This is a genomic window from Streptococcus penaeicida (assembly GCF_002887775.1).
Lineage (GTDB): Bacteria > Bacillota > Bacilli > Lactobacillales > Streptococcaceae > Streptococcus > Streptococcus penaeicida.
This window is the reverse complement of sequence record NZ_LOCM01000010.1, coordinates 12,500-34,210: the sequence shown is the minus strand read 5'-3', so window position 1 is coordinate 34,210 and position 21,711 is coordinate 12,500. Positions and strand designations below refer to the sequence as shown.

The 21,711-nt window shown below is 37.6% G+C and carries 23 protein-coding genes and 1 tRNA gene; 5 read left to right on the top strand and 19 right to left on the bottom strand.

Annotated elements, in window-relative coordinates:
* Positions 1–364: 364 nt before the first annotated feature.
* On the bottom strand, positions 365–1,672 hold the full coding sequence (eno, locus tag AT575_RS02255; RefSeq protein ID WP_071793373.1) for a surface-displayed alpha-enolase: 1,308 nt from the start codon (positions 1,670–1,672) through the stop codon (positions 365–367).
* A 228-nt stretch (positions 1,673–1,900) separates the two neighbouring features.
* Here eno and AT575_RS02250 point away from each other — a divergent pair, with 228 nt between their 5' ends.
* The gene (locus AT575_RS02250) at positions 1,901–2,356 is read left to right on the top strand and encodes a YueI family protein (protein WP_102776969.1); all 456 of its coding nucleotides are present in this window, start codon (positions 1,901–1,903) and stop codon (positions 2,354–2,356) included.
* Between the two features lie 46 nt (positions 2,357–2,402).
* On the opposite strand, the gene AT575_RS02245 is transcribed toward AT575_RS02250, so the two are convergent.
* From AT575_RS02245 to add, 14 genes are all read right to left on the bottom strand, one after another.
* Positions 2,403–2,939, bottom strand: a complete 537-nt coding sequence (locus AT575_RS02245; protein ID WP_102776968.1) for a DUF1697 domain-containing protein — start codon at positions 2,937–2,939, stop codon at positions 2,403–2,405.
* Positions 2,939–3,370, bottom strand: a complete 432-nt coding sequence (locus tag AT575_RS02240; RefSeq protein ID WP_102776972.1) for a VOC family protein — start codon at positions 3,368–3,370, stop codon at positions 2,939–2,941. The genes AT575_RS02245 and AT575_RS02240 overlap by 1 nt, the downstream gene beginning before the upstream one ends.
* A complete protein-coding gene (gene serB / locus AT575_RS02235; RefSeq protein ID WP_102776967.1) occupies positions 3,357–4,019 on the bottom strand; it encodes a phosphoserine phosphatase SerB in 663 nt (220 codons plus the stop codon). The genes AT575_RS02240 and serB overlap by 14 nt, the downstream gene beginning before the upstream one ends.
* 100 nt (positions 4,020–4,119) lie before the next feature.
* On the bottom strand, positions 4,120–5,844 hold the full coding sequence (gene ezrA, locus AT575_RS02230; RefSeq protein ID WP_102776966.1) for a septation ring formation regulator EzrA: 1,725 nt from the start codon (positions 5,842–5,844) through the stop codon (positions 4,120–4,122).
* A gap of 144 nt (positions 5,845–5,988) precedes the next feature.
* A complete protein-coding gene (gene gyrB / locus AT575_RS02225; protein ID WP_102776965.1) occupies positions 5,989–7,941 on the bottom strand; it encodes a DNA topoisomerase (ATP-hydrolyzing) subunit B in 1,953 nt (650 codons plus the stop codon).
* Entirely contained in the window at positions 7,942–8,502 is a 561-nt protein-coding gene (locus AT575_RS02220) for an HAD-IA family hydrolase (protein WP_102776971.1), read from the bottom strand. It abuts the gene before it with no gap.
* Between the two features lie 104 nt (positions 8,503–8,606).
* Positions 8,607–9,818, bottom strand: coding sequence for an FtsW/RodA/SpoVE family cell cycle protein (locus tag AT575_RS02215; protein WP_102776964.1), 1,212 nt, complete (start codon positions 9,816–9,818; stop codon positions 8,607–8,609).
* Between the two features lie 121 nt (positions 9,819–9,939).
* Positions 9,940–10,011 (bottom strand) — tRNA-Arg (locus AT575_RS02210).
* Between the two features lie 61 nt (positions 10,012–10,072).
* Positions 10,073–10,753 carry a beta/alpha barrel domain-containing protein gene (locus AT575_RS02205; protein WP_102776963.1) on the bottom strand — a complete coding sequence of 227 codons (681 nt, stop codon included), beginning with the start codon at positions 10,751–10,753 and terminating at the stop codon, positions 10,073–10,075.
* Positions 10,754–11,230: 477 nt separating this feature from the next.
* Positions 11,231–11,578 carry a 50S ribosomal protein L19 gene (rplS, locus tag AT575_RS02200; RefSeq protein ID WP_102776962.1) on the bottom strand — a complete coding sequence of 116 codons (348 nt, stop codon included), beginning with the start codon at positions 11,576–11,578 and terminating at the stop codon, positions 11,231–11,233.
* A 126-nt stretch (positions 11,579–11,704) separates the two neighbouring features.
* Positions 11,705–12,910: a chloride channel protein gene (locus tag AT575_RS02195; RefSeq protein ID WP_102776961.1), complete on the bottom strand. Its 1,206-nt coding sequence runs from the start codon at positions 12,908–12,910 to the stop codon at positions 11,705–11,707.
* Positions 12,903–13,178, bottom strand: a complete 276-nt coding sequence (locus AT575_RS02190; protein ID WP_102776960.1) for a chorismate mutase — start codon at positions 13,176–13,178, stop codon at positions 12,903–12,905. The genes AT575_RS02195 and AT575_RS02190 overlap by 8 nt, the downstream gene beginning before the upstream one ends.
* A gap of 111 nt (positions 13,179–13,289) precedes the next feature.
* Positions 13,290–13,739, bottom strand: a complete 450-nt coding sequence (locus AT575_RS02185) for a flavodoxin (protein ID WP_102776959.1) — start codon at positions 13,737–13,739, stop codon at positions 13,290–13,292.
* 64 nt (positions 13,740–13,803) lie between these two features.
* Complete coding sequence (gene add, locus AT575_RS02180; RefSeq protein ID WP_415746915.1) at positions 13,804–14,811, bottom strand: adenosine deaminase; 1,008 nt, start codon at positions 14,809–14,811, stop codon at positions 13,804–13,806.
* A gap of 210 nt (positions 14,812–15,021) precedes the next feature.
* Here add and yghU point away from each other — a divergent pair, with 210 nt between their 5' ends.
* Positions 15,022–15,801 (top strand): glutathione-dependent disulfide-bond oxidoreductase, encoded by a 780-nt coding sequence (yghU, locus tag AT575_RS02175; protein WP_102776957.1) that lies wholly within the window; start codon positions 15,022–15,024, stop codon positions 15,799–15,801.
* A gap of 20 nt (positions 15,802–15,821) precedes the next feature.
* On the opposite strand, the gene hisC is transcribed toward yghU, so the two are convergent.
* Together hisC and AT575_RS02165 are read right to left on the bottom strand one after the other, a co-directional pair.
* On the bottom strand, positions 15,822–16,874 hold the full coding sequence (gene hisC, locus AT575_RS02170; RefSeq protein WP_102776956.1) for a histidinol-phosphate transaminase: 1,053 nt from the start codon (positions 16,872–16,874) through the stop codon (positions 15,822–15,824).
* A gap of 12 nt (positions 16,875–16,886) precedes the next feature.
* A complete protein-coding gene (locus tag AT575_RS02165; protein ID WP_102776955.1) occupies positions 16,887–17,690 on the bottom strand; it encodes a transporter substrate-binding domain-containing protein in 804 nt (267 codons plus the stop codon).
* Positions 17,691–17,847: 157 nt separating this feature from the next.
* Here AT575_RS02165 and AT575_RS02160 point away from each other — a divergent pair, with 157 nt between their 5' ends.
* The 3 genes from AT575_RS02160 to AT575_RS02150 all read left to right on the top strand — a co-directional run bounded on the left by AT575_RS02160 (position 17,848) and on the right by AT575_RS02150 (position 19,600).
* On the top strand, positions 17,848–18,282 hold the full coding sequence (locus AT575_RS02160; protein WP_102776954.1) for a GNAT family N-acetyltransferase: 435 nt from the start codon (positions 17,848–17,850) through the stop codon (positions 18,280–18,282).
* A gap of 7 nt (positions 18,283–18,289) precedes the next feature.
* On the top strand, positions 18,290–19,222 hold the full coding sequence (locus AT575_RS02155) for a DHH family phosphoesterase (protein ID WP_102776953.1): 933 nt from the start codon (positions 18,290–18,292) through the stop codon (positions 19,220–19,222).
* Positions 19,223–19,339: 117 nt separating this feature from the next.
* Entirely contained in the window at positions 19,340–19,600 is a 261-nt protein-coding gene (locus tag AT575_RS02150; RefSeq protein ID WP_071793392.1) for a type B 50S ribosomal protein L31, read from the top strand.
* 109 nt (positions 19,601–19,709) lie between these two features.
* On the opposite strand, the gene AT575_RS02145 is transcribed toward AT575_RS02150, so the two are convergent.
* Entirely contained in the window at positions 19,710–19,919 is a 210-nt protein-coding gene (locus tag AT575_RS02145) for a TM2 domain-containing protein (RefSeq protein WP_217349832.1), read from the bottom strand.
* A gap of 127 nt (positions 19,920–20,046) precedes the next feature.
* Entirely contained in the window at positions 20,047–21,624 is a 1,578-nt protein-coding gene (locus AT575_RS02140; RefSeq protein WP_102776951.1) for a zinc ABC transporter substrate-binding protein AdcA, read from the bottom strand.
* Between the last annotated feature and the right edge of the window lie 87 nt (positions 21,625–21,711).

Sequence of the window (21,711 nt, the reverse complement as noted above, 5' to 3'; positions counted from 1 at the left end):
GGTTTGGTCCTCATGGCCAATAATCTACTGAAATACAATAAGAGAATGATAAGAAATTAAAAACAGAGAATCACATCAAACGTGAGTCTCTGTTTTTATTAGTTATGAAGACTTTTGTCCCAGCCTCTCTTCAATAATTTTACCTCGCTAATAAATTAGCTCAGGATAAATTAGTCCACAATTAATTTTAATCGTTTAGAAAGAAAAAAGCTTGGGATTTCCCAAGCTTTCTATTCTATCACTTTTGCGTCGTAGCTGTCTGAATGATCACTCCTAATGTCGTGACCATTCTAGTCAGCCTGACGGGGGTGCGACAACGAAATCGCATTCTGCGAATGACCGATTTCTGTTCTTACCGCCTAATTTATTTTTTCAAGTTATAGAATGATTTGATTCCTTTGTATTGTGCTACTTCACCAAGTTGATCTTCGATACGAAGTAATTGGTTGTATTTAGCAATACGGTCTGTACGTGATAATGAACCTGTTTTAATTTGGCCTGCGTTTGTTGCAACTGCGATGTCAGCGATTGTTGAATCTTCAGTTTCACCTGAACGGTGTGATACAACGGCAGTGTAACCAGCTTCTTTAGCCATTTCAATAGCTTCGAATGTTTCAGTTAATGTACCGATTTGGTTAACTTTGATAAGGATTGAGTTAGCAGCTTCTTCTTTGATACCACGTGCTAAGTAATCAGTGTTTGTAACGAAGAAGTCGTCACCAACTAATTGTACACGTCCACCAAGACGTTCTGTAAGAGCTTTCCAGCCATCCCAGTCATTTTCATCCATACCATCTTCGATAGTGATGATTGGGTATTTGTTAACTAATTCTTCAAGGTAGTCAATTTGTTCAGCTGAAGTACGAACTGCTCCGCCTTCACCTTCAAATTTAGAATAGTCATAAACGCCACGTTCTTTATCGTAGAATTCTGATGAAGCACAGTCAAAACCAATCATGATTCCGTTTTCGCCAGCTTCATAACCAGCAGCTTCGATAGCTTTAAGGATAGTTTCTACACCATCTTCAGTGCCATCAAATTTAGGTGCGAAACCACCTTCGTCACCAACAGCTGTTTCAAGACCACGTTCTTTAAGGATTTTCTTAAGAGCATGGAATACTTCAGCACCCCAACGAAGAGCTTCTTTAAATGTTGCAGCACCAACTGGCATGATCATGAATTCTTGGAATGCGATAGGAGCATCAGAGTGAGATCCACCATTGATGATATTCATCATAGGAGTTGGAAGAACTTTAGTATTAAATCCGCCTAAGTAGTTGTAAAGTGGTACTTCTAAGTAGTCAGCAGCTGCACGAGCAACGGCAATTGAAACACCAAGAATAGCGTTAGCACCAAGTTTACCTTTGTTTGGAGTACCGTCAAGAGCAATCATCGCACGGTCAATAGCTTGTTGATCACGAACATCATAACCGATGATAGCTTCAGCGATAATGTTATTTACGTTGTCAACTGCTTTTTCAGTTCCAAGACCGTTGTAACGAGATTTGTCACCGTCACGAAGTTCAACTGCTTCGTGTTCACCAGTTGAAGCACCTGAAGGAACCATTCCACGTCCGAATGCACCTGATTCAGTATAAACTTCTACTTCAAGTGTTGGGTTACCGCGTGAGTCTAGGACTTCGCGAGCGTAAACATCAGTAATAATTGACATTATAATACTCTCCTTATGAGTTTTAATTTTTTACAAGTTAATAATACCACAAATGACATGTGGTTTCAACTTAAAAAGCGTATTAATGAAAAAAATCACTAACTTACAAATGACATTTTCAATTTTTTCTGAAATTTACAGAAATAAACTGAATACGGCTTTTAATAGCTTTTTAATTAAAAAGTAAGTATAATGAAGTTATGTTTAAACTAGCTTAAGGAGGCGCATATGGACTCATTAGATAAAAAAGTTATGCAGAGTGCGACGGGTGAACACCGTTTTGATCCAGATCAACAGCGTTATTATCTTGGTACATTTTCAGAACGTGTCTTATTAACCATTCCTTTAGAAGGAATTGAAAACGATATTGCCAAGTTAGAATTTGAACGCTTATTGCCAAGTCTGGTTGAAAAATATGAACCACTCTCTTTAAAACTGTCCTCTGAGTTGGAATCTCAATATCAAATGAGTTATATGAAGATGGCTAGCAAAAAGAATATCGCTACTACTATTGTTGATGAAACTGGGGCCCATTCACCATTTGCACTCGTTCTCCATACGGATCACGCCGTCAATTTGAACGAAACGTCCATTTCATCTTCACTTAACCAGCAGGGCCATTCAACAAAAGACAAAAAATCTAAGCCATCCTTCTGGCAGAATCTCTTTGGTAAACAAGATTAGTTTTCTTAAATTGTATAAAACGAAAGAAGCCATTGCCGGCTTCTTTTTAAGTTGTCGCAAGGTACAAACTGGTTTTTCCATTTCGAATACTGACTTCTTTATATAATTTTTGTTTAGCCAATTGGGAGTGATAGTAAGATTTTGCATAATTTTCTTCTTTATCAATCGTCCAATACAATGCGAACTGCCCTCGATAAAGGACTTCACCAGTTTTCAAGTCAAGTTGATTCATAAATTGATCAATCATTTCTTTCTCTGTAGTTGGCAGAAAAAAGAGAACATTCTTTCGAAAGTGGTCTTTGGACCACCAGTCTGGTAATTGTGAAAATTCTTCTTGGTAGTCTGCTTTATTTAAGAGTAAAAATGGGATTGGAAAATCATAATCATTCTCGAATATGCTCTTGATTCGAGTAATAATTTCCTTTTCTAGTAAGTCTGAAGAAAAAAGAAGATTTCCACTATTGATATAGGAAGATACTGCTTCAAATGAGGCTTCTTCTAATTGACTTTTTAATATGGCCATGGAAACTTTATGATGACCACCGACATTAATCCCTCTAAGTAATAAAATGTAGTCAGTCATTAAACAATCACCATATCATTTTCGTCAAAAGGCATAAAAAGGTTCCAGCAAACTTCCCAAACATAATTGTCTGGATCCGCAAAGTAGGCATGGTAGCCGCCCCAAAAGACTTCTTGTGGTTCCTTCAAGATTGTTGCGCCAGCCTGACGGGCTAATTCTAGCACCTCTAAGACTTCTTGCTTTTCCTTAACATTATAGGCAAGGGTCATGCCGTTAAAATGTCCCTCTGCAAGAGTTGGTAGCCCAGAACCAAAGTCTTTTGCCAGCTCAGCAATTGGAAACAACTCCAACTTCGTTCCTCCGTTACTGAAAAAGATGACATCAGGGTTGGAGCTTGTTTCCTTACTTTCAAATCCTAAACCTTCCCGGTAAAAGGCCACGGACTTAGCCATATCGCGAACACCTAAACAAATTAAATTAATACGATTCATTGTCATTCTCTCTCTTTTCGATCAGTGGAATCAAAGCCGTCAAATCAGCAACATCAATTCGATTTGGAGCTTCCTGACGAACAAGTTCCTTTGCACAAAACGCTACACCTAGGCCTGCTTTGTGAATCATTGGAAGATCATTTGCACCATCGCCCATGGCAATCGTCGCAGACAGAGGAAGATGATTGAGATGGGCCCATTCTTGTAATTTCTGAACTTTGACTTCTTTGGTAACAATAGGTCCAGTGACCTGGCCTGACAAAGTGCCTTCGACAATTTCAAGACGATTGGCTGTGACATAATCAATGCCCAACTCTCTGGCTAGGCGGTCAACAGTTTCATGAAAACCACCCGAAACCAGACCAATTTTATAATCCTTTGCATGTAAATAATCAACAAGTTCTTTCGCCCCTTTTTGGAAATGAATTTGGTGATAGACTGTATCAAAAATAGTCTCAGGTAAACCTTTTAATAAGGCAACTCTCGCCTTCAGAGCAGCTTCAAAATCAAGCTCTCCATTCATAGCTTTTTCTGTAATTTCTGCAATCTGCTCACCAAAACCAATCTGATTTCCTAAAAGATCAATGACTTCTTCTTGAATCAAGGTAGAGTCAACATCCATGACCAGTAATCCTTTTACTTTTCCCATAAAACTCCCTACTATTCTTAAGGTATTCATTCATTCTATATAATTTTTCATTTCCTAGCAAGTTTAGCGAAAAAAAGTTTGAGCCAGGCGGCTCAAACTATTAAAAACGAATGCGTTCTTTTGTCCGTTCATAGGAATTAACGAAGCGATCCGTAACTCCTGGCTCAACGGTTTCTAAAGCATATGAAATTTCATCAAATGATGCTTGGTAGTCACAATCAACTTCAAAGAGCTGCATAGCAACTTCAAAGGCATGTTGGACACCAGGTTCGAAACTACGGTAACGGTTAGAGTACTGTAAAAGTTGCTCAGTTAAGGTTGCATTCCCAACAACTTGGTAACTATAATCTTCTAAATTAGCAATTGATGCTTGAGCAATATTAGACAGTCTCGTAATGGCCTCAATATCAATTTTACCTTTACTTAATTCATCCATCAAGGCTTCAAGTTGAGATGATGTTGTAAAGAAGACATTTAAGTAATCCTGAGGAATCCCTGGTAAATGACGTTTTTCCATAAAGCGTTTGATCATATGTAATTGTGCTACATAGATATCTGCATCTTTACGTGCTTTTGCTTCCGTTGCTTCAATATCTTTAATGGCTTCGAAAACTTCCATTTGACCAGCTTCAACAGTCGCCAATTTTTTCAAATGTTTATCAAAAAGTTTTTCTAATTCTGAATATGGAACTTCTTGAGCTGTCACATCCTCAGCCAACTCAAGTGCATTATCTTCAACATCTTGAATTTCTTTATCAAAAGCTTTGACATTTGCAGATTGAGTCTCGTTAATAATGTATTTTCGAGAAAGACGAGTCATTTCATCACTTAATTTTTGATTATTTTCTTTAGCATGAGCTAAATATGAAGGGATAATTTTACTGTCTTTGACAACTTGTTTGTGTGATTTGATTTCACGTTCGAAGAGATCATATAAGGAATCAATGCGCTCTTGAATATGGTCGTTATCTTCACGTGCACGATCCAAGTCAAGACTGACTAATTCTGAAGCATTGGTACGAATAGCTTCGCGAATTTCTTGGAAACGAGCCTCAATATTTGACTCAGCAAAATGATAATTTTCCTCTAGGAGACGACGATAACCTGATTCCAAATCATCCAATTGTTCTGGAAAATCTTTTTCCAATTTTTCAACAATAGCTGGAATTTGTTCTGTAATCTGACCTAAAGCAATTGTATGCTCTTCAGCACGATCAAGAACTTCAGATGCTTCTACTGGGTCACCTGTTGAGTTCAAAGTTACAAATTGAGAAAACTCAGTTTCGATGTTTTTCATTTGTTTTTCAATTTCAGGCTTAGTTGTCCCGAATTGATCATCATGTTCAGAAATCCATTCTTGTAAGTTTTCATATAAGTCTAGAGCATGAGTAACACGTGCACTATTTTTTTCCTCTTGTTCTTTGAGGATGCTCAAAGCTTCGCGAATGGATTGAATGTCTTCTTCAACGACATTTAATTGACTTTCAACATTGCTAATCTCATGCTTGGCGCGAATAAAATTAAAAGTATCGTTTAATTTTTCAGCTTCAAATAAATGGTTTTCAATATCAGCAAATGAATTAACAGTTAAATCAACCCATTTTTGATTCCATTCTCTGAAAGAGGTTTGACTCTGACCAATCAAATGTAGAGATTTCACTTCTTCAATCTCATCATTAACGGGCAAGCCAAAAAGTTCTACTTTTCTATCTTCTAAACTGCTAATCAATGAATCATTACGTTTTCTAATAATAACCCCAATTAGATAGGCAATAATCACAAGTAGGACTATAGCTACAATTAGCAAAATAATTCCGCTTGACATCTTAATCTCCTTATTATGCGATAAATCATCTTTTATATACTCACCTGATAATACGGTTTATCGCCTTTTATTAAAATTTATAAAAAATGCATTATAACGTTACGATTATAACATACTTTAAAGCGCTTTTCAAAAGTTATTTCACTAAATATCAAGCGTACTATAGACAGCATTTTCCTCAATAAATTCACGTCGAGGTTCAACTCTATCACCCATCAACATATCGAAAACTTTATCAGCTTCAGCCGCGTCATCAACAGTAACTTTGGCCATCAAACGATTTTCAGGATCCATAGTTGTTTCCCACAATTGATGATCGTCCATTTCTCCAAGACCTTTATAGCGCTGAACTGTTGGTTTAGAACGACCAACACTGTACTTTTCAAGTGCAGCTTGTAATTGATTTTCTTGGTCAACACCTGGTTGGATATATTCTTTAATTTCATTTCCAACCTTAACCCCATAAATTGGCGGTTGAGCGATATAAACAAATCCTGCTTCTAAAACGGGACGCATAAAGCGATAAATAAGCGTTAAAAGAAGGGTTCGAATATGGGCCCCATCGACATCGGCATCGGTCATGATAACTAATTTTTGATAACGAGCTTTCGAAACATCAAATTCAGACCCAAAACCAGTTCCCATTGCAGTAAAGAGACTTCTAATTTCTTCATTGGCCAAAATTTTATCCATGGTAGCTTTTTCAACGTTAAGGATTTTACCACGAATTGGAAGAATAGCTTGGAACTCACGGTTACGACCTGATTTAGCAGAACCACCCGCAGAATCCCCTTCGACGATAAAGAGCTCATTTTGACTGGCATCATTTGAAGAACAGTCAGCTAATTTACCGGGTAAATTAGAGATTTCAAGACCTGATTTCTTACGGGTTACTTCTCGAGCCCGTTTAGCAGCAATGCGTGCTTTTGAGGCAAGAATCCCCTTATCAACAATCTTGCGCGCAATTTGAGGATTTTCTAATAAGAAACGTTGGAAAGCTTCACTGAAAAGACGATTGGTAATTTTAACAACTTCTGAATTTCCTAATTTTGTTTTCGTTTGGCCTTCAAATTGCGGATTTGGATGTTTAACAGAAATAACTGCTGTTAACCCTTCACGAACATCTTCACCCGTTAAATTATCATCATTTTCTTTGAGAATTTTATTCTTTTTGGCGTAATCATTGATGACCCTAGTTAAAGCAGTTCTGAAGCCTTGCTCGTGCGTTCCACCTTCATGGGTATGAATGTTATTAGCAAAGCTCATAACATTCTCGTGATAACCTGTTGTGTATTGCATGGCAACTTCAACGGCTATGCCATCCATTTCACCATCCGTATAAATAGGACTTTCGATGATGACTTCTTTCTTCTCGTTGAGGTAGTCTACATAAGAGGCAATACCACCTTCGTAATGGAAGTCTTTTGCCTGCTCCATGTCAGCACGACGGTCAGTTATAGAAATTCGAAGACCGCGGTTAAGAAAGGCTAACTCCTGAATCCGTTTGGCTAATTTATCAAAGCTAAAAACGACTGTTTCAGTAAAGATTTCAGGATCTGGTGTGAAGTGTACAGTTGTACCTGTCAAATCAGTATCACCAATCACTTTTAAGTCGTCCCCAACTACACCTCGCTTGAACTCTTGATAGTGAATTTTACCATTTTTATAGACTTTTACATCAAGTTGGGTTGATAGGGCATTAACAACTGAAGAACCCACCCCGTGCAATCCACCAGATACTTTGTAGCCACCACCGCCGAACTTACCTCCAGCATGGAGAACAGTAAAGACCGTTTCAACCGCAGGTCGACCCGTTTTCGCTTGAATATCAACTGGGATACCACGTCCATCATCGACAACAGTGATGGAATTGTCTTCTTCGATAAAAACTTCAATATGACTAGCAAATCCTGCTAGTGCTTCATCAATCGAATTATCAACAATTTCCCAGACCAAATGGTGAAGTCCTTCTGCAGATGTTGATCCAATATACATCCCAGGACGCATACGAACAGCCTCAAGTCCTTCTAAAACTTGAATCTGACTGGCATCATATTCTTGGACTTTTTCAGTTTGTTCTTTATTTTCTTCAATCATTTAATTTACTATCTCCAATAATGACTTATTTTCATCGACAAGTAGGGTATCAAACCCTGCAGCTTGTCCAGCTTGACGATCTATTGGTCGATCTCCGATGACCAATGCTTTATGAATTTGGTACTTCTCTTTTAAGTAAAAAAGACTTTCTGGATTTGGTTTGCGTTCAAAGCCATTTCCTGACGTAATAATTTCGGTAAAATAGTCTAGCAAATGAGCCTGACTTAATAGATGCAAGACTTGCTCATCTCGATGAGAAATAAGAAAATTTTGACCACCACTTTTCGTAATTTTTGCTAGAACCTCTTGAGCCCCATGGCGCCAAATAGGATTAGCTAAAGCACTGGCTTCCCGTTTCTTATAATCTTTTAAAAAGTTACTTTCAAAAGGCGCAAAAGTAGCTACTGCAACTTCTGTAGATACCTTTAATTTAGCATAGACTTGATCATGATTTCCAGGTAAGTTGTAAGCAGCCAAAGTTTCAACAAAGGCTTTAGTTGAGGTCTCATAATTATCCAAGAGTGTACCACCTAGATCCCAAATATAAACGTCATAGTTCATAGCCATAATTATATCATATTTTCGCCATTTTTTGTAGTATAAAGGCAAAATAAAAGGCTTGCAAACTCGATAAATCTAGACCTTGCAAGTCCTTATTTTTACTTCTACATAGCTTTATTATTTTCCTTTTTTTCATAGTTTTGCAAATCTTTTGCAGAAACATGTTGATAATGCATTGATAGAATCAAACCGACACCAATTAAGTTGGAAATAAGAGCTGACCCCCCTTGCGATATGAAAGGTAGAGGAATACCAGTTAAGGGTAAAATTCCCAATGCTGCTCCAATGTTCTCAAAAATATGAAAGAGAATCATCATGATGAAACCAGTAGAAATATAGGTATAAAATAAATTATTTGATTCTAAAGTCACTCTAAGCATCCGATAGATTAAAATCAAATATAACATGAGTAAAATAGCTGAACCAATAAATCCGAAGTTCTCCGCAATTACTGTGAAAATCATATCACTTTCTCGAACAGGAATTGGTAATTCAAGTTTGTTAAAACCTTTTCCAAAAATCCCACCACTACCAATTGAAATCATACTTTGTGTCTGTTGATAGGCTATCGTTTTTGAATAATCAAAAGGAGCTAAAAAAGCCGAAATCCGGTTGATCTGATAAGCATCCATCCCCAAATTAAAGAAAAATTCCTTGCCATTGGGCATTAAGAAAACTGTAAAAAAGAGAGCTATTGCCACAATCAGACTGATCAAAATAGGCAACAAGAGCCACCAGGAAATACCTGCTATTAAGACAACACCCGCTAATATCGCCATAAAGACCATTGCCGTTCCTAAATCTTTCTGCAAGGCCAATAAAACCATAACTGGTATTGTTACCAAAGCATAAAAACCTAGCAGCTTCCAGTCGTCTTTGAAGCTATCTCTTTCCTTTCGTCCCTTAAACCATACTGTTAAACGCGCTAAAACAAGAATGAAAGAGATTTTCATAAATTCTGATGGTTGAAAGAGAGTCACTGACCCAATGGTAATCCAATTTTTAGCACCCGTAGCAGCAACTAACTGGGGACTAAAAAAGAAGAGAGGTAAAACCATTAAAGCAATTCCAAGTAAATAGAATAAGGGCGTCAATTTCCACAAAAATTTGGTCGTGAAAAACATCAGAATATAGGCTAAAAAAGAACCAAATGCAATCCATAAAACTTGTTGGATCATTACTTTAGCCAACAAATGGGGATAATCATGGTAGGTTGCCACAAAAATGGAAACCAGGCCAATCACAAGAAGACAAGACACCGGAATAATAATGCCATAATCATATTTATTTTCTAGATTTCTCTTTGGAGATGCCATTTAACCCTACTTTCTTTATCATGACAAAACTTTACAAGTCATTTTCACTAAACACTTACAAGACAGCTGAAAAATGAAAAAAGGACCAAAAATTTGGTCACTATTAAAGCTTTTTCAGAAATGGCCCCTGCAGGAATCGAACCTGCAACTACTCCTTAGGAGGGAGTTGTTATATCCATTGAACTAAGGAGCCTAAGGCAAGAATACCTTATCTATTGTAGCTTAGAAAATTGAGAAATGCAAGGTTAAATTGACTAGTCTTCTTGACTCTCACGGTACTTAACCATTTTCTTTTTAAAGAGATCACCATTAGTTGGGGGTGTTATCGTTACTGCATTTGCACCTGCTTCAATGACAGCTTTGACCGTCTCATCAGTCGGTCCTCCAGTAGCCATAATGGGAAAATCCGGAAAGGATTTTCGAATTTCACGTACAACTCGAGGAGTATCTGGTCCGCAAGAAACATTTAAAATATCAACACCAGCAGCAATGCGTCCGGCAATATCAGAATGTTCCGTAACAACCGTATAAATGATTGGAATATCAATAAAATCTTCAATATCTCTTATCGTTTCTATCTTAGTTGGCCCGTTAACAACAACTGCATAAGCACCTTCTGATTCAGAAAACAAACTCATATTGGCAGAGCGAAAACCTGTGGTTAAACCGCCACCAACTCCTGCCAAAACTGGAACGGTCGATGCAATCATAATTGACTTCAAAATAGCTGGGTGTGGCGTAAAGGGATAAACAGCCAAAACAGCGTCAGCATTACTATTAGCGATAATTGCAACATCAGTACTAAATAAGACGGAACGGATACGACGTCCGTAAATAAAAATACCAGAACATTCAGAAATAACCTCTGGCATTCTGATGATCTCTTTTCGAAGATCTGACATTACAATAGGTGCTACTCTTTTTTTATCTGTCATATATTTTCCTTAACAAATTATTTTTACTTCACTATATTTTATCACAGACCTGTCTTATGAAAAAACTAAAACCGTTTTAAAAATAGTAAAAATTTTGTAAAGGACTATTAAACTGATTTTTTCAACAAATAGCATTTCATTTTATTTCACTTACTAAAATCAACAAAAGAAAAAACCCACCATTTCTGATGAGCTTTCTTGTCGTAATTGAGCACTGCCTACGAGCTGAGCAAAAAAGATAATCTCTCCTAGAGTCCTGTGACTCTGCGTCAAGATTCCTATTTTTGCGGGGCTCGTTTGACGGCCTTTGCATCTTAGGAATTCGGAGTTCAAAAAAAGCCTCCCTCAGGAGACTTGATTTGCCGAATCGTACTCGGGCTAACCGCTTCGAGAAAAAGATAAATTGTCTTGTGTCCAAGGACACTGCGCCAATTTCCTATTTTCTTTTCGCGGTTTTAACGCCCTTAGTAACTTAGATTAACGACGGATTTCTTTAATACGTGCTGCTTTACCTTGTAATGCACGTAAGTAGTAAAGTTTAGCGCGACGTACTTTACCGTAACGGATAACTTCAATTTTATCAACACGTGGAGTGTGGATTGGGAATGTACGTTCTACTCCGATACCGCCAGAGATTTTACGTACTGTGTACATTTCTGAGATTCCTTGACCTTTACGTGAAATAACAACACCTTCAAAGATCTGGATACGTTCGCGAGTACCTTCGACAACTTTCGCGTGAACGCGTACAGTGTCCCCAGCGCGGAACTCAGGAATATCAGAGCGTAATTGACTTTCAGTCAAACTTTGGATTAATGGATTCATTTTTTCTATTCTCCTATCTTACTAATCTTTAGAGCGAGCTTGACTGTCTAAGCGGATTAGCCGTAATTTTATGTGTCCATTACACACAAAGGATATTTTACCACACTTTTCGAGCTCTGTAAAGCGTTATTTTGGCAAGCTAAGACTTTCTTGCTTATTGTAAATACTGTGTTTACGGTCAATGCTGTATGCAAAAACAAGTGTGATAAAGAAAAGGACAAAATGGTCTGGTCCGAAGACTTCAAAGGCGATAAAGAGCGGTCCAAAGAAGGTATTGGTGGCGCTAGAAAAAACAGCTACATAGCCAAGGGCGGCAACCATTTCAATGGGTAATCCAAATAGTGGTGCTAAAACGGCTCCGAGAGTTGTTCCGATGGCAAAGAGTGGTGTCACTTCGCCACCTTGATAACCGGCTGCAATAGTGATGACCGTAAATAACAATTTAAAGAACCAATCATAAGCATAGATTTCTTTTCCAGCAAAGGTGTCCGCTATCAAGTTTGTTCCCAGTCCACTGTAGCGACCAAAATGCATCACTGTTAAACAGATGCTCAAGCCCAATCCCACCATAGCTATTCGCTTATAAGGATTTTCAATCAGTTTGGCCAATTTGGTTTTCATTTTAGCTAAACTGATGGCAAAACTATTACCGGCAAAGGCAAAAATGAGACCTAATACCATTAATTTAATAAAAAGTTCCAAAGTTAGACTTGGAGCATTGGTAAGCATGACTTCAAATTTCTCTAAACCTAAAAAATGACTGGTATAGGAGGCTGTGAAGGCTGCTATTACTGTTGGAACAAGGGCTGAGAAATAAATATGATTAATTAATAAAAGCTCAATGGCAAATAGAATAGCTGCAGTCGGAGTTTGGAAAAGACCGGCAAAACCAGCTGCCATCCCCATAACTAAAAAGAGACGGGAACTATTTTCACTCTTAATGTATTTGGAAAAGAAATGAGAAACAGTGGCACCAATTTGGACTGCTACTCCTTCTCGACCGGCACTGGCACCAAAGAGGTGCGTCAGCCAAGTGGAGATTGTAATGAGAGGAATTAAAACAAGAGGAATCTCTTTTTCCCGTCCATGGCCCACCTCAAAAACAAGGGCCATGCCTGCCTTAGCTTTTCCACCAAAACGCTGATATAGATAAGTCATGGCTAATCCTGCTAAGGCTAAAAATGGGATGAGGTAGATGAAATGTTGAGTCCTAAAAGCCGAAATCAAAAGTAAGCCTTGACCAAAAATAAAGTCGATACAACCAACTATTAATCCGATGAGTAAAGCTAGAATGCAAATAAAAAGTTGGTCTATTAGTTTTGTTTTAGTCATTTAAATCCATCCTTTTAACTTGGTAGGCTTTAGACAGATCCATGATGGCTTGCATTGACTCTAATATCGTTTCCTCATAAGTTTTTGTTTGAATATGACTGGCAACTTTATCAAGCACTTGTTTTTCTCGACCACTATCAAGGACAGAAAGCCCATGTTCTTTTTTATAGTCGGCTACAGCTTGAACCAAGTCCATTCTTTTTTCCATTAAAGCGACGAGTTGACGGTCAATGGCATCAATTTGGGGACGAATCTCTTTTAAATCCATTACGACTTCCTTTCAATACTATCCTCTTATTATAAGAAAAATCTAAGGACAAAACAAGTTATGAAAAAATACTAGGTTTCCCTAGTATTCTCATTCTATTCAACAAATGACTTATAGGTTATCCATTGCCTTAGAGATAGCTTCCGCAAATGCTTCTAAATTGTCAATGTCTTCATCTTCGGCTGCCAAATCCACTTTAACAGAGTCCGCACCCTTGATGGCACCTGTCAGAGCAAACTGCTCCTCAAATTCATCAACTGATTTACAAAAATAATCATAAAAGGTATCGCCAGAACCGACTACACCATAAATTTTACCTGACAAATCTAAATCTTGTAAATCTTCATAGAAGTCTACGATTTCATCGGGCAGATCACCATCACCATAAGTATAAGTTGCAACAATTGCTATGTCAGCATCTTCAAATTCTGAAGCATCAACTGAGGTACACTCGTCACATTCAACGTCATGTCCCAATTCTTGCAACTTACTGGCTACAATATCAGCGATTTCTTCAGTATTTCCGGTCATGCTGGCATAGACGATCTTTGCTAATGCCATAATTTCCTCCAAAAACTAAACTGCTCTTATTTTACCATAACTTTTGGAGAAAAGCATCCGCATTTTAGAGATATTGGTCATAAGCTAATGCTAACTGCTTTAATAGGAGTTTTTTCTCAGCCTTGCTTGTAAAGGAGGCCTCGATGGCAGCTTGATTGTGCTGATAGAATTCACTAACTGTGGTTGCAAAATGCTTCTGATAAAGCTGGTACTCTTTCGTTAAATTGGTATCGGAGACGGTTCTATTATCTGTATTGATGGAAATGTTAGCGCCAGCTTTTTGCAAAAAGAGATAGGGAAAATCCGCCAGAGTTTTTGCTGCCTTGGTTTGTAAATTACTGGTTAAACATAATTCCAGACAGACTTCCTGGGAAAGAACCTTATCTAAGAGTTCTTTTTGTCCCTGGATAGCGGTCGCATGGCCAAGTCGTTTAATGCCTAATTCAATGCTATCATTGATATTCTGTGGGCAACCACACTCTCCGGCATGAAGGGTAAAAGGAAGTCCTAATTTTTGCGTTTCTTTAATGATGTCCGCTAAATAACCTGGTGGAAAATCGGCTTCATTCCCTGCAAAATCAAAGCCAACTAGTCCCTTATCTGCCCATTCGATGGTTTGCGAAAATATTTCTTGACATAAAGTTATGGAGGATTGTCGAAGACCACAAACGATAGCCCGAGCCATAATTGGAAAATCAGCTTCGGCCTTAGCAATCCCCATCAAAACAGCTTCTACCACTTGGCTAGCAGATAGGCCCTTATCCATGGAAAGTTCAGGTGCAAAACGAATTTCAATATAAATGACATTCTCTTGGACTGCCTGCCTGATGACATCGTAAGTAGCTAACGTTAAAGCCTGACTTGTTTGTAAGAGAGGTCGGATAACATCAAAAGTCCTCAAATAATCCATTAATGACTGACATTTGGCTGGCGCTGTCACAAGTTGTTTAAGCTCCTGATCCTCTTTAGGCAGACTAATTTGAGCTAAGTCGGCTAACTGCCGTATCATGGGTAAGGAAAGAGAACCGTCTAGGTGACAATGCAACTCTGTCTTGGCTAAATTTCGAATCATTTCAATATCCATAGCTGACCTCCAAAAGTATTTTTATTATCATACCATATTATTAGTCCTGACTTACAAGTCAACTTTCACCTTTTAAAGTAAATTTTTGACTTTTTTCATCCCTCACTACTTTTGTTCACTTTCAGTCAATTTAATTTTTTGTTTTAGCGTCTCTTTTTTGATATCATGACTTTAAGAATAAACAAGGAGAAAAAGCATATGACAGAATATCATTTACCTGAGGTTTGGGAAAATACGGCTAAGCCTGAAGATGGCAATCAACCGACGGCAGGAAGTCGTTTTCAACAGGAATTACCAAAAGGTCAAGCAGCCTTTCAACTTTATACCCTTGCAACGCCAAATGGCATTAAACCGCTGATTATGTTGGAAGAATTGAAAGAGTTAGGTATTGAGGAAGCTCAATACGATGCCTTCAAAATTAATATTGGTAAAGGTGACCAGTTTGGATCTGACTTCGTCGCAATCAACCCAAATTCCAAAATCCCTGCTCTCGTAGATCAAAGCTTAGATGCACCAGTAAACATTTTTGAGTCAGCTAATATCTTGCTTTACTTGGCTGACAAATATCAAATCTTAATTTCTTCTGACTGGCGTCAACGGACAGAAGTTTTGAATTGGCTCTTTTGGCAAACGGGGGCTGCTCCATTTGTAGGTGGCGGTTTCGGTCACTTCTTCCATTATGCTCCAGAAAAATTGGAATACCCTAATAACCGGTATACAATGGAAACCAAACGACAATTAGACCTTTTAGATAAAGAGTTAGCCAAAAAAGACTACATTGCAGGAGATGAATACAGTATAGCTGATATCGCTATTAGGTCTTGGTATGGTCGATTGAGCCAGGATAAAATTTATCCTAAGGCTGCTCAATTTCTAAATGTTAGTCAATACCAACACTTACAAGAGTGGACAGCTCGAATTGCTGATCGTCCTGCGGTCAAACGGGCTCTTGACATTTCTTTAACAGAAATCAATTAAAAAAATGATGGCTGAGTCCATCATTTTTTTAATGCCTGTAAAACTTTCAATACTGTTTCCATATCACTCTGGCTACCGATTGAGATGCGGAGATAATCTTTGATTCTAATCGCATCCGCAAAATAGCGGGTATAGATATGGTGCTCTTTTAAGTGCTGATAGAGGTCGCTGGATGCAATGCCTTGCGGCTTAACCAAAAGGAAATTAGTAAGACTTGGAAGAACGGTATAATCCATTTTCTCAAGCTCCTGTTTAAACCAATCCCTTGTTTGGCAAATAGATGCAATGGTTTTTTCGTAATATGCCCAATCCTCAATGGCTGCTTTGGCTAAAACTTCAGCAATACTATCCAAATTATAAGGATTGACTGAATCTTTAATGGCTTTCATAAGGTCGATGATTTGGGGGTGACCAATGCCGTAGCCAACTCGTAGTCCAGCTAAGGAAGCATCTTTAGAAAAAGTTCGGATGATGAAAAGATTTGGATAATCTTTTAGCAAGGGGAGGGCTGTCTGTCCACCAAAGTTTATATAGGCTTCATCAACGATAACCATTACCTGAGGGTTGGCTTTGAGAATAGCTTCAATTTCTGAGAGGGGTTTCCCAAATCCAGTTGGTGCATTTGGATTTACCAAAACAATACCACCATTATCCTGTAAATAGCCGTGATTGGATAATGTGAAATCATCCTCCAAAGGAATTTCATGATAGGGAATTCCATAGAGGTTAGCTAGGATTTTATAAAAGCCATAAGTCAAATCTGGAAAGAGAATAGCTTGGGGGTTATTAAAGAAAGCAAGGAAGGACATGGATAGGACTTCATCACTGCCACTGCCAATAATAACCATTTCTTTATTCACTCCTAAATGGTCCGCAATGGCTTGTCGTAAATCATCCTGTTCAACTGGTGAATAATATTTCAATTGGTCCACATCAAAATCTTTCAAAGCCTTTTTAACTTTTGGACTTGGAGGATAGGGATTTTCATTGGTATTCAATTTTATCAGTTTTTGCTCTTGGGGTTGTTCCCCTGGCACAAAGGGACTAACCTGTCTTAAGCCTTTTATTTTCATAAGCTATTACCCTTATTTAGCTTCTGTATAGGTTGCGGCTTTGTCGATGTATGATTTAAAGGTATTACCCTTAACTTTTTTAACAACCTTGTTTATAGTTTTCTTTAGTTTACTAGACCCCTTTGGCATGGCAACAACCTTAGAGTCTGCATTATTGGTTTTAAAGGTGTAGTTAACAACCATCAAGTCCTTATTTTTGGCTACAAAGCCTGTCGCCACTGGTCCATCCATTGTGATAGCGTCCAATTGGCCATTTTTCAATTCATTAACCACTTCACCCATGTCCGTCAAGCTAACAATGTTAGAGTCTTTCAACTGGTTTTTTGCTAAGTTTTCTTGGATACTTGCTTTCTGAGCGCCAACTTTTTTACCAGCTAAACTTGCTATGTCCTTTAATTTATCAGCATTTTCTTTCTTGATGACAATAGCATTTTCAGTGTCATAATAGGAGTCTGAAAAATCATAAACCTTGGCCCGTTCCTTTGTATAAGAAATACCAGAAATCGCAATATCAGCTTTTCCTGACTGGAGGCTTGAAAGAACATTATTAAAACTCATTGGTGATAATTTCAACTTAACATCAAGTTCTTTAGCTATATCTTGGGCCAAACTAATATCTGCTCCAACAATGGTATTTTTACCATTCTGTAGTGTTTGAAATTCAAAAGGGGCATAGTCAGGGCTAACAGCAACAACTAAAGTCCCCTTATCTTTTACCTTATCTTCTGTATCCTTGCTCGATTGGCCAGAACATGCAGATAAACTAATAATAGTGGCAAGTCCAAGTGTTGATAAAATTAATTTTTTATAAGTCATATACTACTCCTTTAATGTTTGACACCTATCTTATAACATAAATATTCACAAGTCAAGAGTTTTTTGAATATTTATACCATAATTTTTACTTTTTCTTTAAATATCCATAACTTATGTGGTATAATAATGACATCTTAAAACTAGAGAGGTCGGCACCATGTGGACTATTAAACCCTTTGAACAAGTCACTACTGATGAATTATTCAAGTTCCTCAAAGCGCGGGTTGACGTATTTGTCGTTGAACAAGAATGTCCTTACCCTGAAATTGATGATTTGGACCTAACTGCCATGCATTTCTTTAAAACAGATCAAGATGGACAGATAATGGCCTATTGTCGCTTAATCGAAACTGAAAAAGAAATCAAGTTAGGCCGGGTTTTAGTTAGTCAAGACTACCGTAAAGATGGCTTAGGTCGTGAGCTAGTCGAAAAAGCCCTAAACTATTGCGCTGAAACTTACCCTACAAAACCAGTTTACGCCCAAGCACAAGCCTATTTGGAAAGCTTCTACGGCTCCTTTGGCTTTGTCGCTACTTCTGATGTCTACCTAGAAGACGATATCCCCCATATTGATATGATTAAAAAAGATTAGAGGCAAAATGACTATTTTTCAAGATATTTTAGAACAAATCAAGACATACCAAACCATTATCATTCACCGTCATCAAAACCCAGACCCAGATGCCATTGGCAGTCAAATGGGGTTAAAAGAACTTATTTTGGCAAACTTTCCTGAAAAAAGAGTTTTGGCAACTGGTTTCGATGAACCTAGTTTGGCTTGGATAGCTCAAATGGATCATGTTGTTGAGTCGGACTACCAAGATGCCTTGGTCATTGTTACAGATACAGCCAATCGTCCTCGTATTGATAACCCTAAATATGATACCGGGAAATTTTTGATTAAAATTGACCACCACCCTAATGACGACGTTTATGGAGATATTGTACTGGTCGATACGACTGCTTCAAGTGCCAGTGAAATCATTGCCGATATGGCTTTCAGTCTCAAGCTAAAGCTTTCCAATTTAACAGCCCAACACCTCTATACTGGAATTGTTGGCGATACTGGTCGCTTTTTGTATCCTGCAGCGACAGCTAAGACTTTTGCTATTGCGGCTAAACTTAGAGAATACAACTTTGACTTTGCTGCCATTTCCCGCCAAATGGATTCTTTCCCATATAAAATTGCTAAGCTGCAAGGCTATGTCTTTGATCATTTAGAAGTCGACGACCATGGAGTAGCTCGTGTACTGCTGAGTCAGGAGACTTTAAAGGCATTTGAGGTCTCCGAAGCAGAGAGCTCAGCAATTGTGTCAACTCCTGGAAAAATTGATACTGTCTCTGTTTGGGCTATTTTTGTTGAGCATGAAGACGGTAGTTATAGAGTCAGAATGCGTAGTAAAGACAAAGTCATTAATCAGATTGCTAAAGCTCATGAGGGGGGAGGTCATCCTCTAGCTTCTGGTGCCAATTCTTATAGTTTAGCCGAAAATGATCAAATCTATAAAGAAATGCAAGCTCTCTTTGATTAGAAAAATTTTTCTAATCTTTGGGCAAAAAGCCTTGTCAAAGTTCTAAAATTTTGATACACTAGTTTGGTTAATAACTATGGGGCACAAGTGCATGGCAGAAAGGAAATTATTTTAAAGATGAGAAAAGACATCCATCCAGATTATCGTCCAGTTGTATTTTTAGATACAACTACAGGTTACCAGTTCCTTAGCGGATCTACTAAGAAAAGCAATGAAACTGTTGAGTTTGAAGGTGAAACTTACCCACTTATCCGTGTAGAAATTTCATCAGATTCACACCCATTCTATACAGGACGTCAAAAATTTACACAAGCAGACGGACGTGTCGATCGTTTCAACAAAAAATACGGTCTCAAAGACGAAAACGCAGCAAAATAAAAGATATCACCACTTCTTCTTTAGAAGTGGTTTTTTCTATCAAAAAAAAGCCAAAACAAGTTTGACTTTTTATATCATTATAAATGAATGCCTATTAGTCTTTTTCCGGCTACATTCTGATATTACCTTCATCATCTGCCGGAGTTAAGATAGCCATTATCCCTTCAACGACCCCAATAAATCCAGGAATCAAGGTCCAACAAAAAATTAGATACAAGATACCTTTGCCATTTTTACCAGCATAAAATTTATGCAAACCAAACTCCCCTAAAAAGAGGGCGAGAAGGACATAAATCACTTTGTTGACTTTTCTCATAATCAATCTCCTTATTAACTTTCATTGTTACTCTATTTCTTTTATTGTACCAAAAATGATTTAAAATACCTTATTTCAAGGTCAAAACCGAAATAAAAGAACTGAAATTAATTCAGTTCTTTTAACATTATTAATGGGCATTAATTTCTTGGGCAATTTCACGTCCTGATAAATCAGAGCCGTAATATGTTGGCCAGTGCTCCATTTCTTCTAGAAGTTTTTGATGACTTTCTCCACCCCAATAAATATGGAAGTGCTCTGCTTTTTCTGGTGCAATAGCATGGTCTGAGAATTGAATGTACTTGAATTCACCAGCATCAGCTTCTTTGGCTTCAAACATGTAACGAACACCACGGTTTCCTTTTTCATAAGTGAGTACTTTTTTACCAGAATATTTATATGTGAAGGTCTTCTTCTCACCGTTTCTTTCAAAAGTAATGGTTTTTTTCTTACCATCAATTTTGATATTGTTAACGTCTGTTTTATAACCAGTGTCGTAATAGTCTTTATATTCTTTAGCCGTCATTTCACCTTTAGATTTTTTAGCCTTATAATCCATAACTTGATCTAAAGTACCGTCTTGTAAGTATGGGTAAACTGATTGCCAATTTCCTGACCAGTCACTTAACTTACGGTCTTTAACTGCTGAATCTTTAAAATAACCATTATAGACAGATTTACTTGTGTCTTCTTCAGGTTTAATTTCTTTACCTTCGCGTTTAGTGGTTAATTGAAGAGCTTTTAAGTTGTCACGCATTACGCTAAAGTAATCTTCACCATTTTTGATTTCTTTGTCAGTTAACCCTTCTAGTGGACTTAAAACAACTGATTTTACACCAGCTTCGTTAGCCAGTGTTTTGGCAACTTTGCTTGAAGCATTTTCTTCAAAATAAATATATTTAATATCGTATTTTTTAACATATTTTGAAAGTTCAGCCAAGCGTTTAGCTGATGGTTCACTTTCTGCTGATACACCATTAATTGAAATTTGGTTTAAGCCATAATCTAAAGCCATATATCCAAAAGCAGCATGTTGTGTAACAAAACTTTTTTGTTTTGCTGAAGAAAGTGTTTCACTGTATTCTTTGTCTAATTTTTTTAGTTTTTCGATATAAGCTGCAGCATTTGCTTTAAAGACATCAGCTTTCTTAGGGTATTTTTTAGATAGAGAATCACGAATATTTTCGACAACAGTAATGCTACGGTAAGGTGATAACCAAACGTGTGGATCAAATTTATGGCTATGTTCTTCTTCACCATGTTCATCATGATGCTCATGCCCTTTTTCTTCACCTTCATGATCATGACCTTCTTCACCTTCATGGTCATGCTCTTCACTTGAACCCGCTGCTAAAAGCATTGAGCCTGTTCCTTCAATATAGTTAACCTTATCTGATTTAATGGATTTTTTGACTTCAGGAATCCAAGTTTCCATGTTGTCATCCATATAGATAATGGCATCTGAATCTTGGATTTTCTTTACATCTTTAGTTGATGGTTCGAAATCATGAGGTTCAGTTCCTGCTTTCATCAGCATGCTAACTTTACCTTCATCGCCAACAACACCTTTGGTAAATTCATAGACTGGGTAGAATGTTGTAACTACCTTAACTTTACTGTCATCTGCATTAACTTGTTGGGCCTGACTTAATTGCCAAGCTGATGTCAAACCAACAAAACTCATCATTAAAAGAACTTTCTTTTTCATGACTCCTCCTCTTTCATTAACTGGTTAATTTTTAACTAGTTAAGTATAACACACTATTATATTTTTGCAAGTTTTTTTATTTTTTAA

Excerpts from the sequence above, each read along its gene's own strand:
- eno (WP_071793373.1), bottom strand. The coding sequence starts at position 1,672 with ATGTCAATTATTACTGATGTTTACGCTCGCGAAGTCCTAGACTCACGC.
- AT575_RS02250 (WP_102776969.1), top strand. The coding sequence starts at position 1,901 with ATGGACTCATTAGATAAAAAAGTTATGCAGAGTGCGACGGGTGAACAC.
- AT575_RS02245 (WP_102776968.1), bottom strand. The coding sequence starts at position 2,939 with ATGACTGACTACATTTTATTACTTAGAGGGATTAATGTCGGTGGTCAT.
- AT575_RS02240 (WP_102776972.1), bottom strand. The coding sequence starts at position 3,370 with ATGAATCGTATTAATTTAATTTGTTTAGGTGTTCGCGATATGGCTAAG.
- serB (WP_102776967.1), bottom strand. The coding sequence starts at position 4,019 with ATGGGAAAAGTAAAAGGATTACTGGTCATGGATGTTGACTCTACCTTG.
- ezrA (WP_102776966.1), bottom strand. The coding sequence starts at position 5,844 with ATGTCAAGCGGAATTATTTTGCTAATTGTAGCTATAGTCCTACTTGTG.
- gyrB (WP_102776965.1), bottom strand. The coding sequence starts at position 7,941 with ATGATTGAAGAAAATAAAGAACAAACTGAAAAAGTCCAAGAATATGAT.
- AT575_RS02220 (WP_102776971.1), bottom strand. The coding sequence starts at position 8,502 with ATGAACTATGACGTTTATATTTGGGATCTAGGTGGTACACTCTTGGAT.
- AT575_RS02215 (WP_102776964.1), bottom strand. The coding sequence starts at position 9,818 with ATGGCATCTCCAAAGAGAAATCTAGAAAATAAATATGATTATGGCATT.
- AT575_RS02205 (WP_102776963.1), bottom strand. The coding sequence starts at position 10,753 with ATGACAGATAAAAAAAGAGTAGCACCTATTGTAATGTCAGATCTTCGA.
- rplS (WP_102776962.1), bottom strand. The coding sequence starts at position 11,578 with ATGAATCCATTAATCCAAAGTTTGACTGAAAGTCAATTACGCTCTGAT.
- AT575_RS02195 (WP_102776961.1), bottom strand. The coding sequence starts at position 12,910 with ATGACTAAAACAAAACTAATAGACCAACTTTTTATTTGCATTCTAGCT.
- AT575_RS02190 (WP_102776960.1), bottom strand. The coding sequence starts at position 13,178 with ATGGATTTAAAAGAGATTCGTCCCCAAATTGATGCCATTGACCGTCAA.
- AT575_RS02185 (WP_102776959.1), bottom strand. The coding sequence starts at position 13,739 with ATGGCATTAGCAAAGATCGTCTATGCCAGCATGACCGGAAATACTGAA.
- add (WP_415746915.1), bottom strand. The coding sequence starts at position 14,811 with ATGATTCGAAATTTAGCCAAGACAGAGTTGCATTGTCACCTAGACGGT.
- yghU (WP_102776957.1), top strand. The coding sequence starts at position 15,022 with ATGACAGAATATCATTTACCTGAGGTTTGGGAAAATACGGCTAAGCCT.
- hisC (WP_102776956.1), bottom strand. The coding sequence starts at position 16,874 with ATGAAAATAAAAGGCTTAAGACAGGTTAGTCCCTTTGTGCCAGGGGAA.
- AT575_RS02165 (WP_102776955.1), bottom strand. The coding sequence starts at position 17,690 with ATGACTTATAAAAAATTAATTTTATCAACACTTGGACTTGCCACTATT.
- AT575_RS02160 (WP_102776954.1), top strand. The coding sequence starts at position 17,848 with ATGTGGACTATTAAACCCTTTGAACAAGTCACTACTGATGAATTATTC.
- AT575_RS02155 (WP_102776953.1), top strand. The coding sequence starts at position 18,290 with ATGACTATTTTTCAAGATATTTTAGAACAAATCAAGACATACCAAACC.
- AT575_RS02150 (WP_071793392.1), top strand. The coding sequence starts at position 19,340 with ATGAGAAAAGACATCCATCCAGATTATCGTCCAGTTGTATTTTTAGAT.
- AT575_RS02140 (WP_102776951.1), bottom strand. The coding sequence starts at position 21,624 with ATGAAAAAGAAAGTTCTTTTAATGATGAGTTTTGTTGGTTTGACATCA.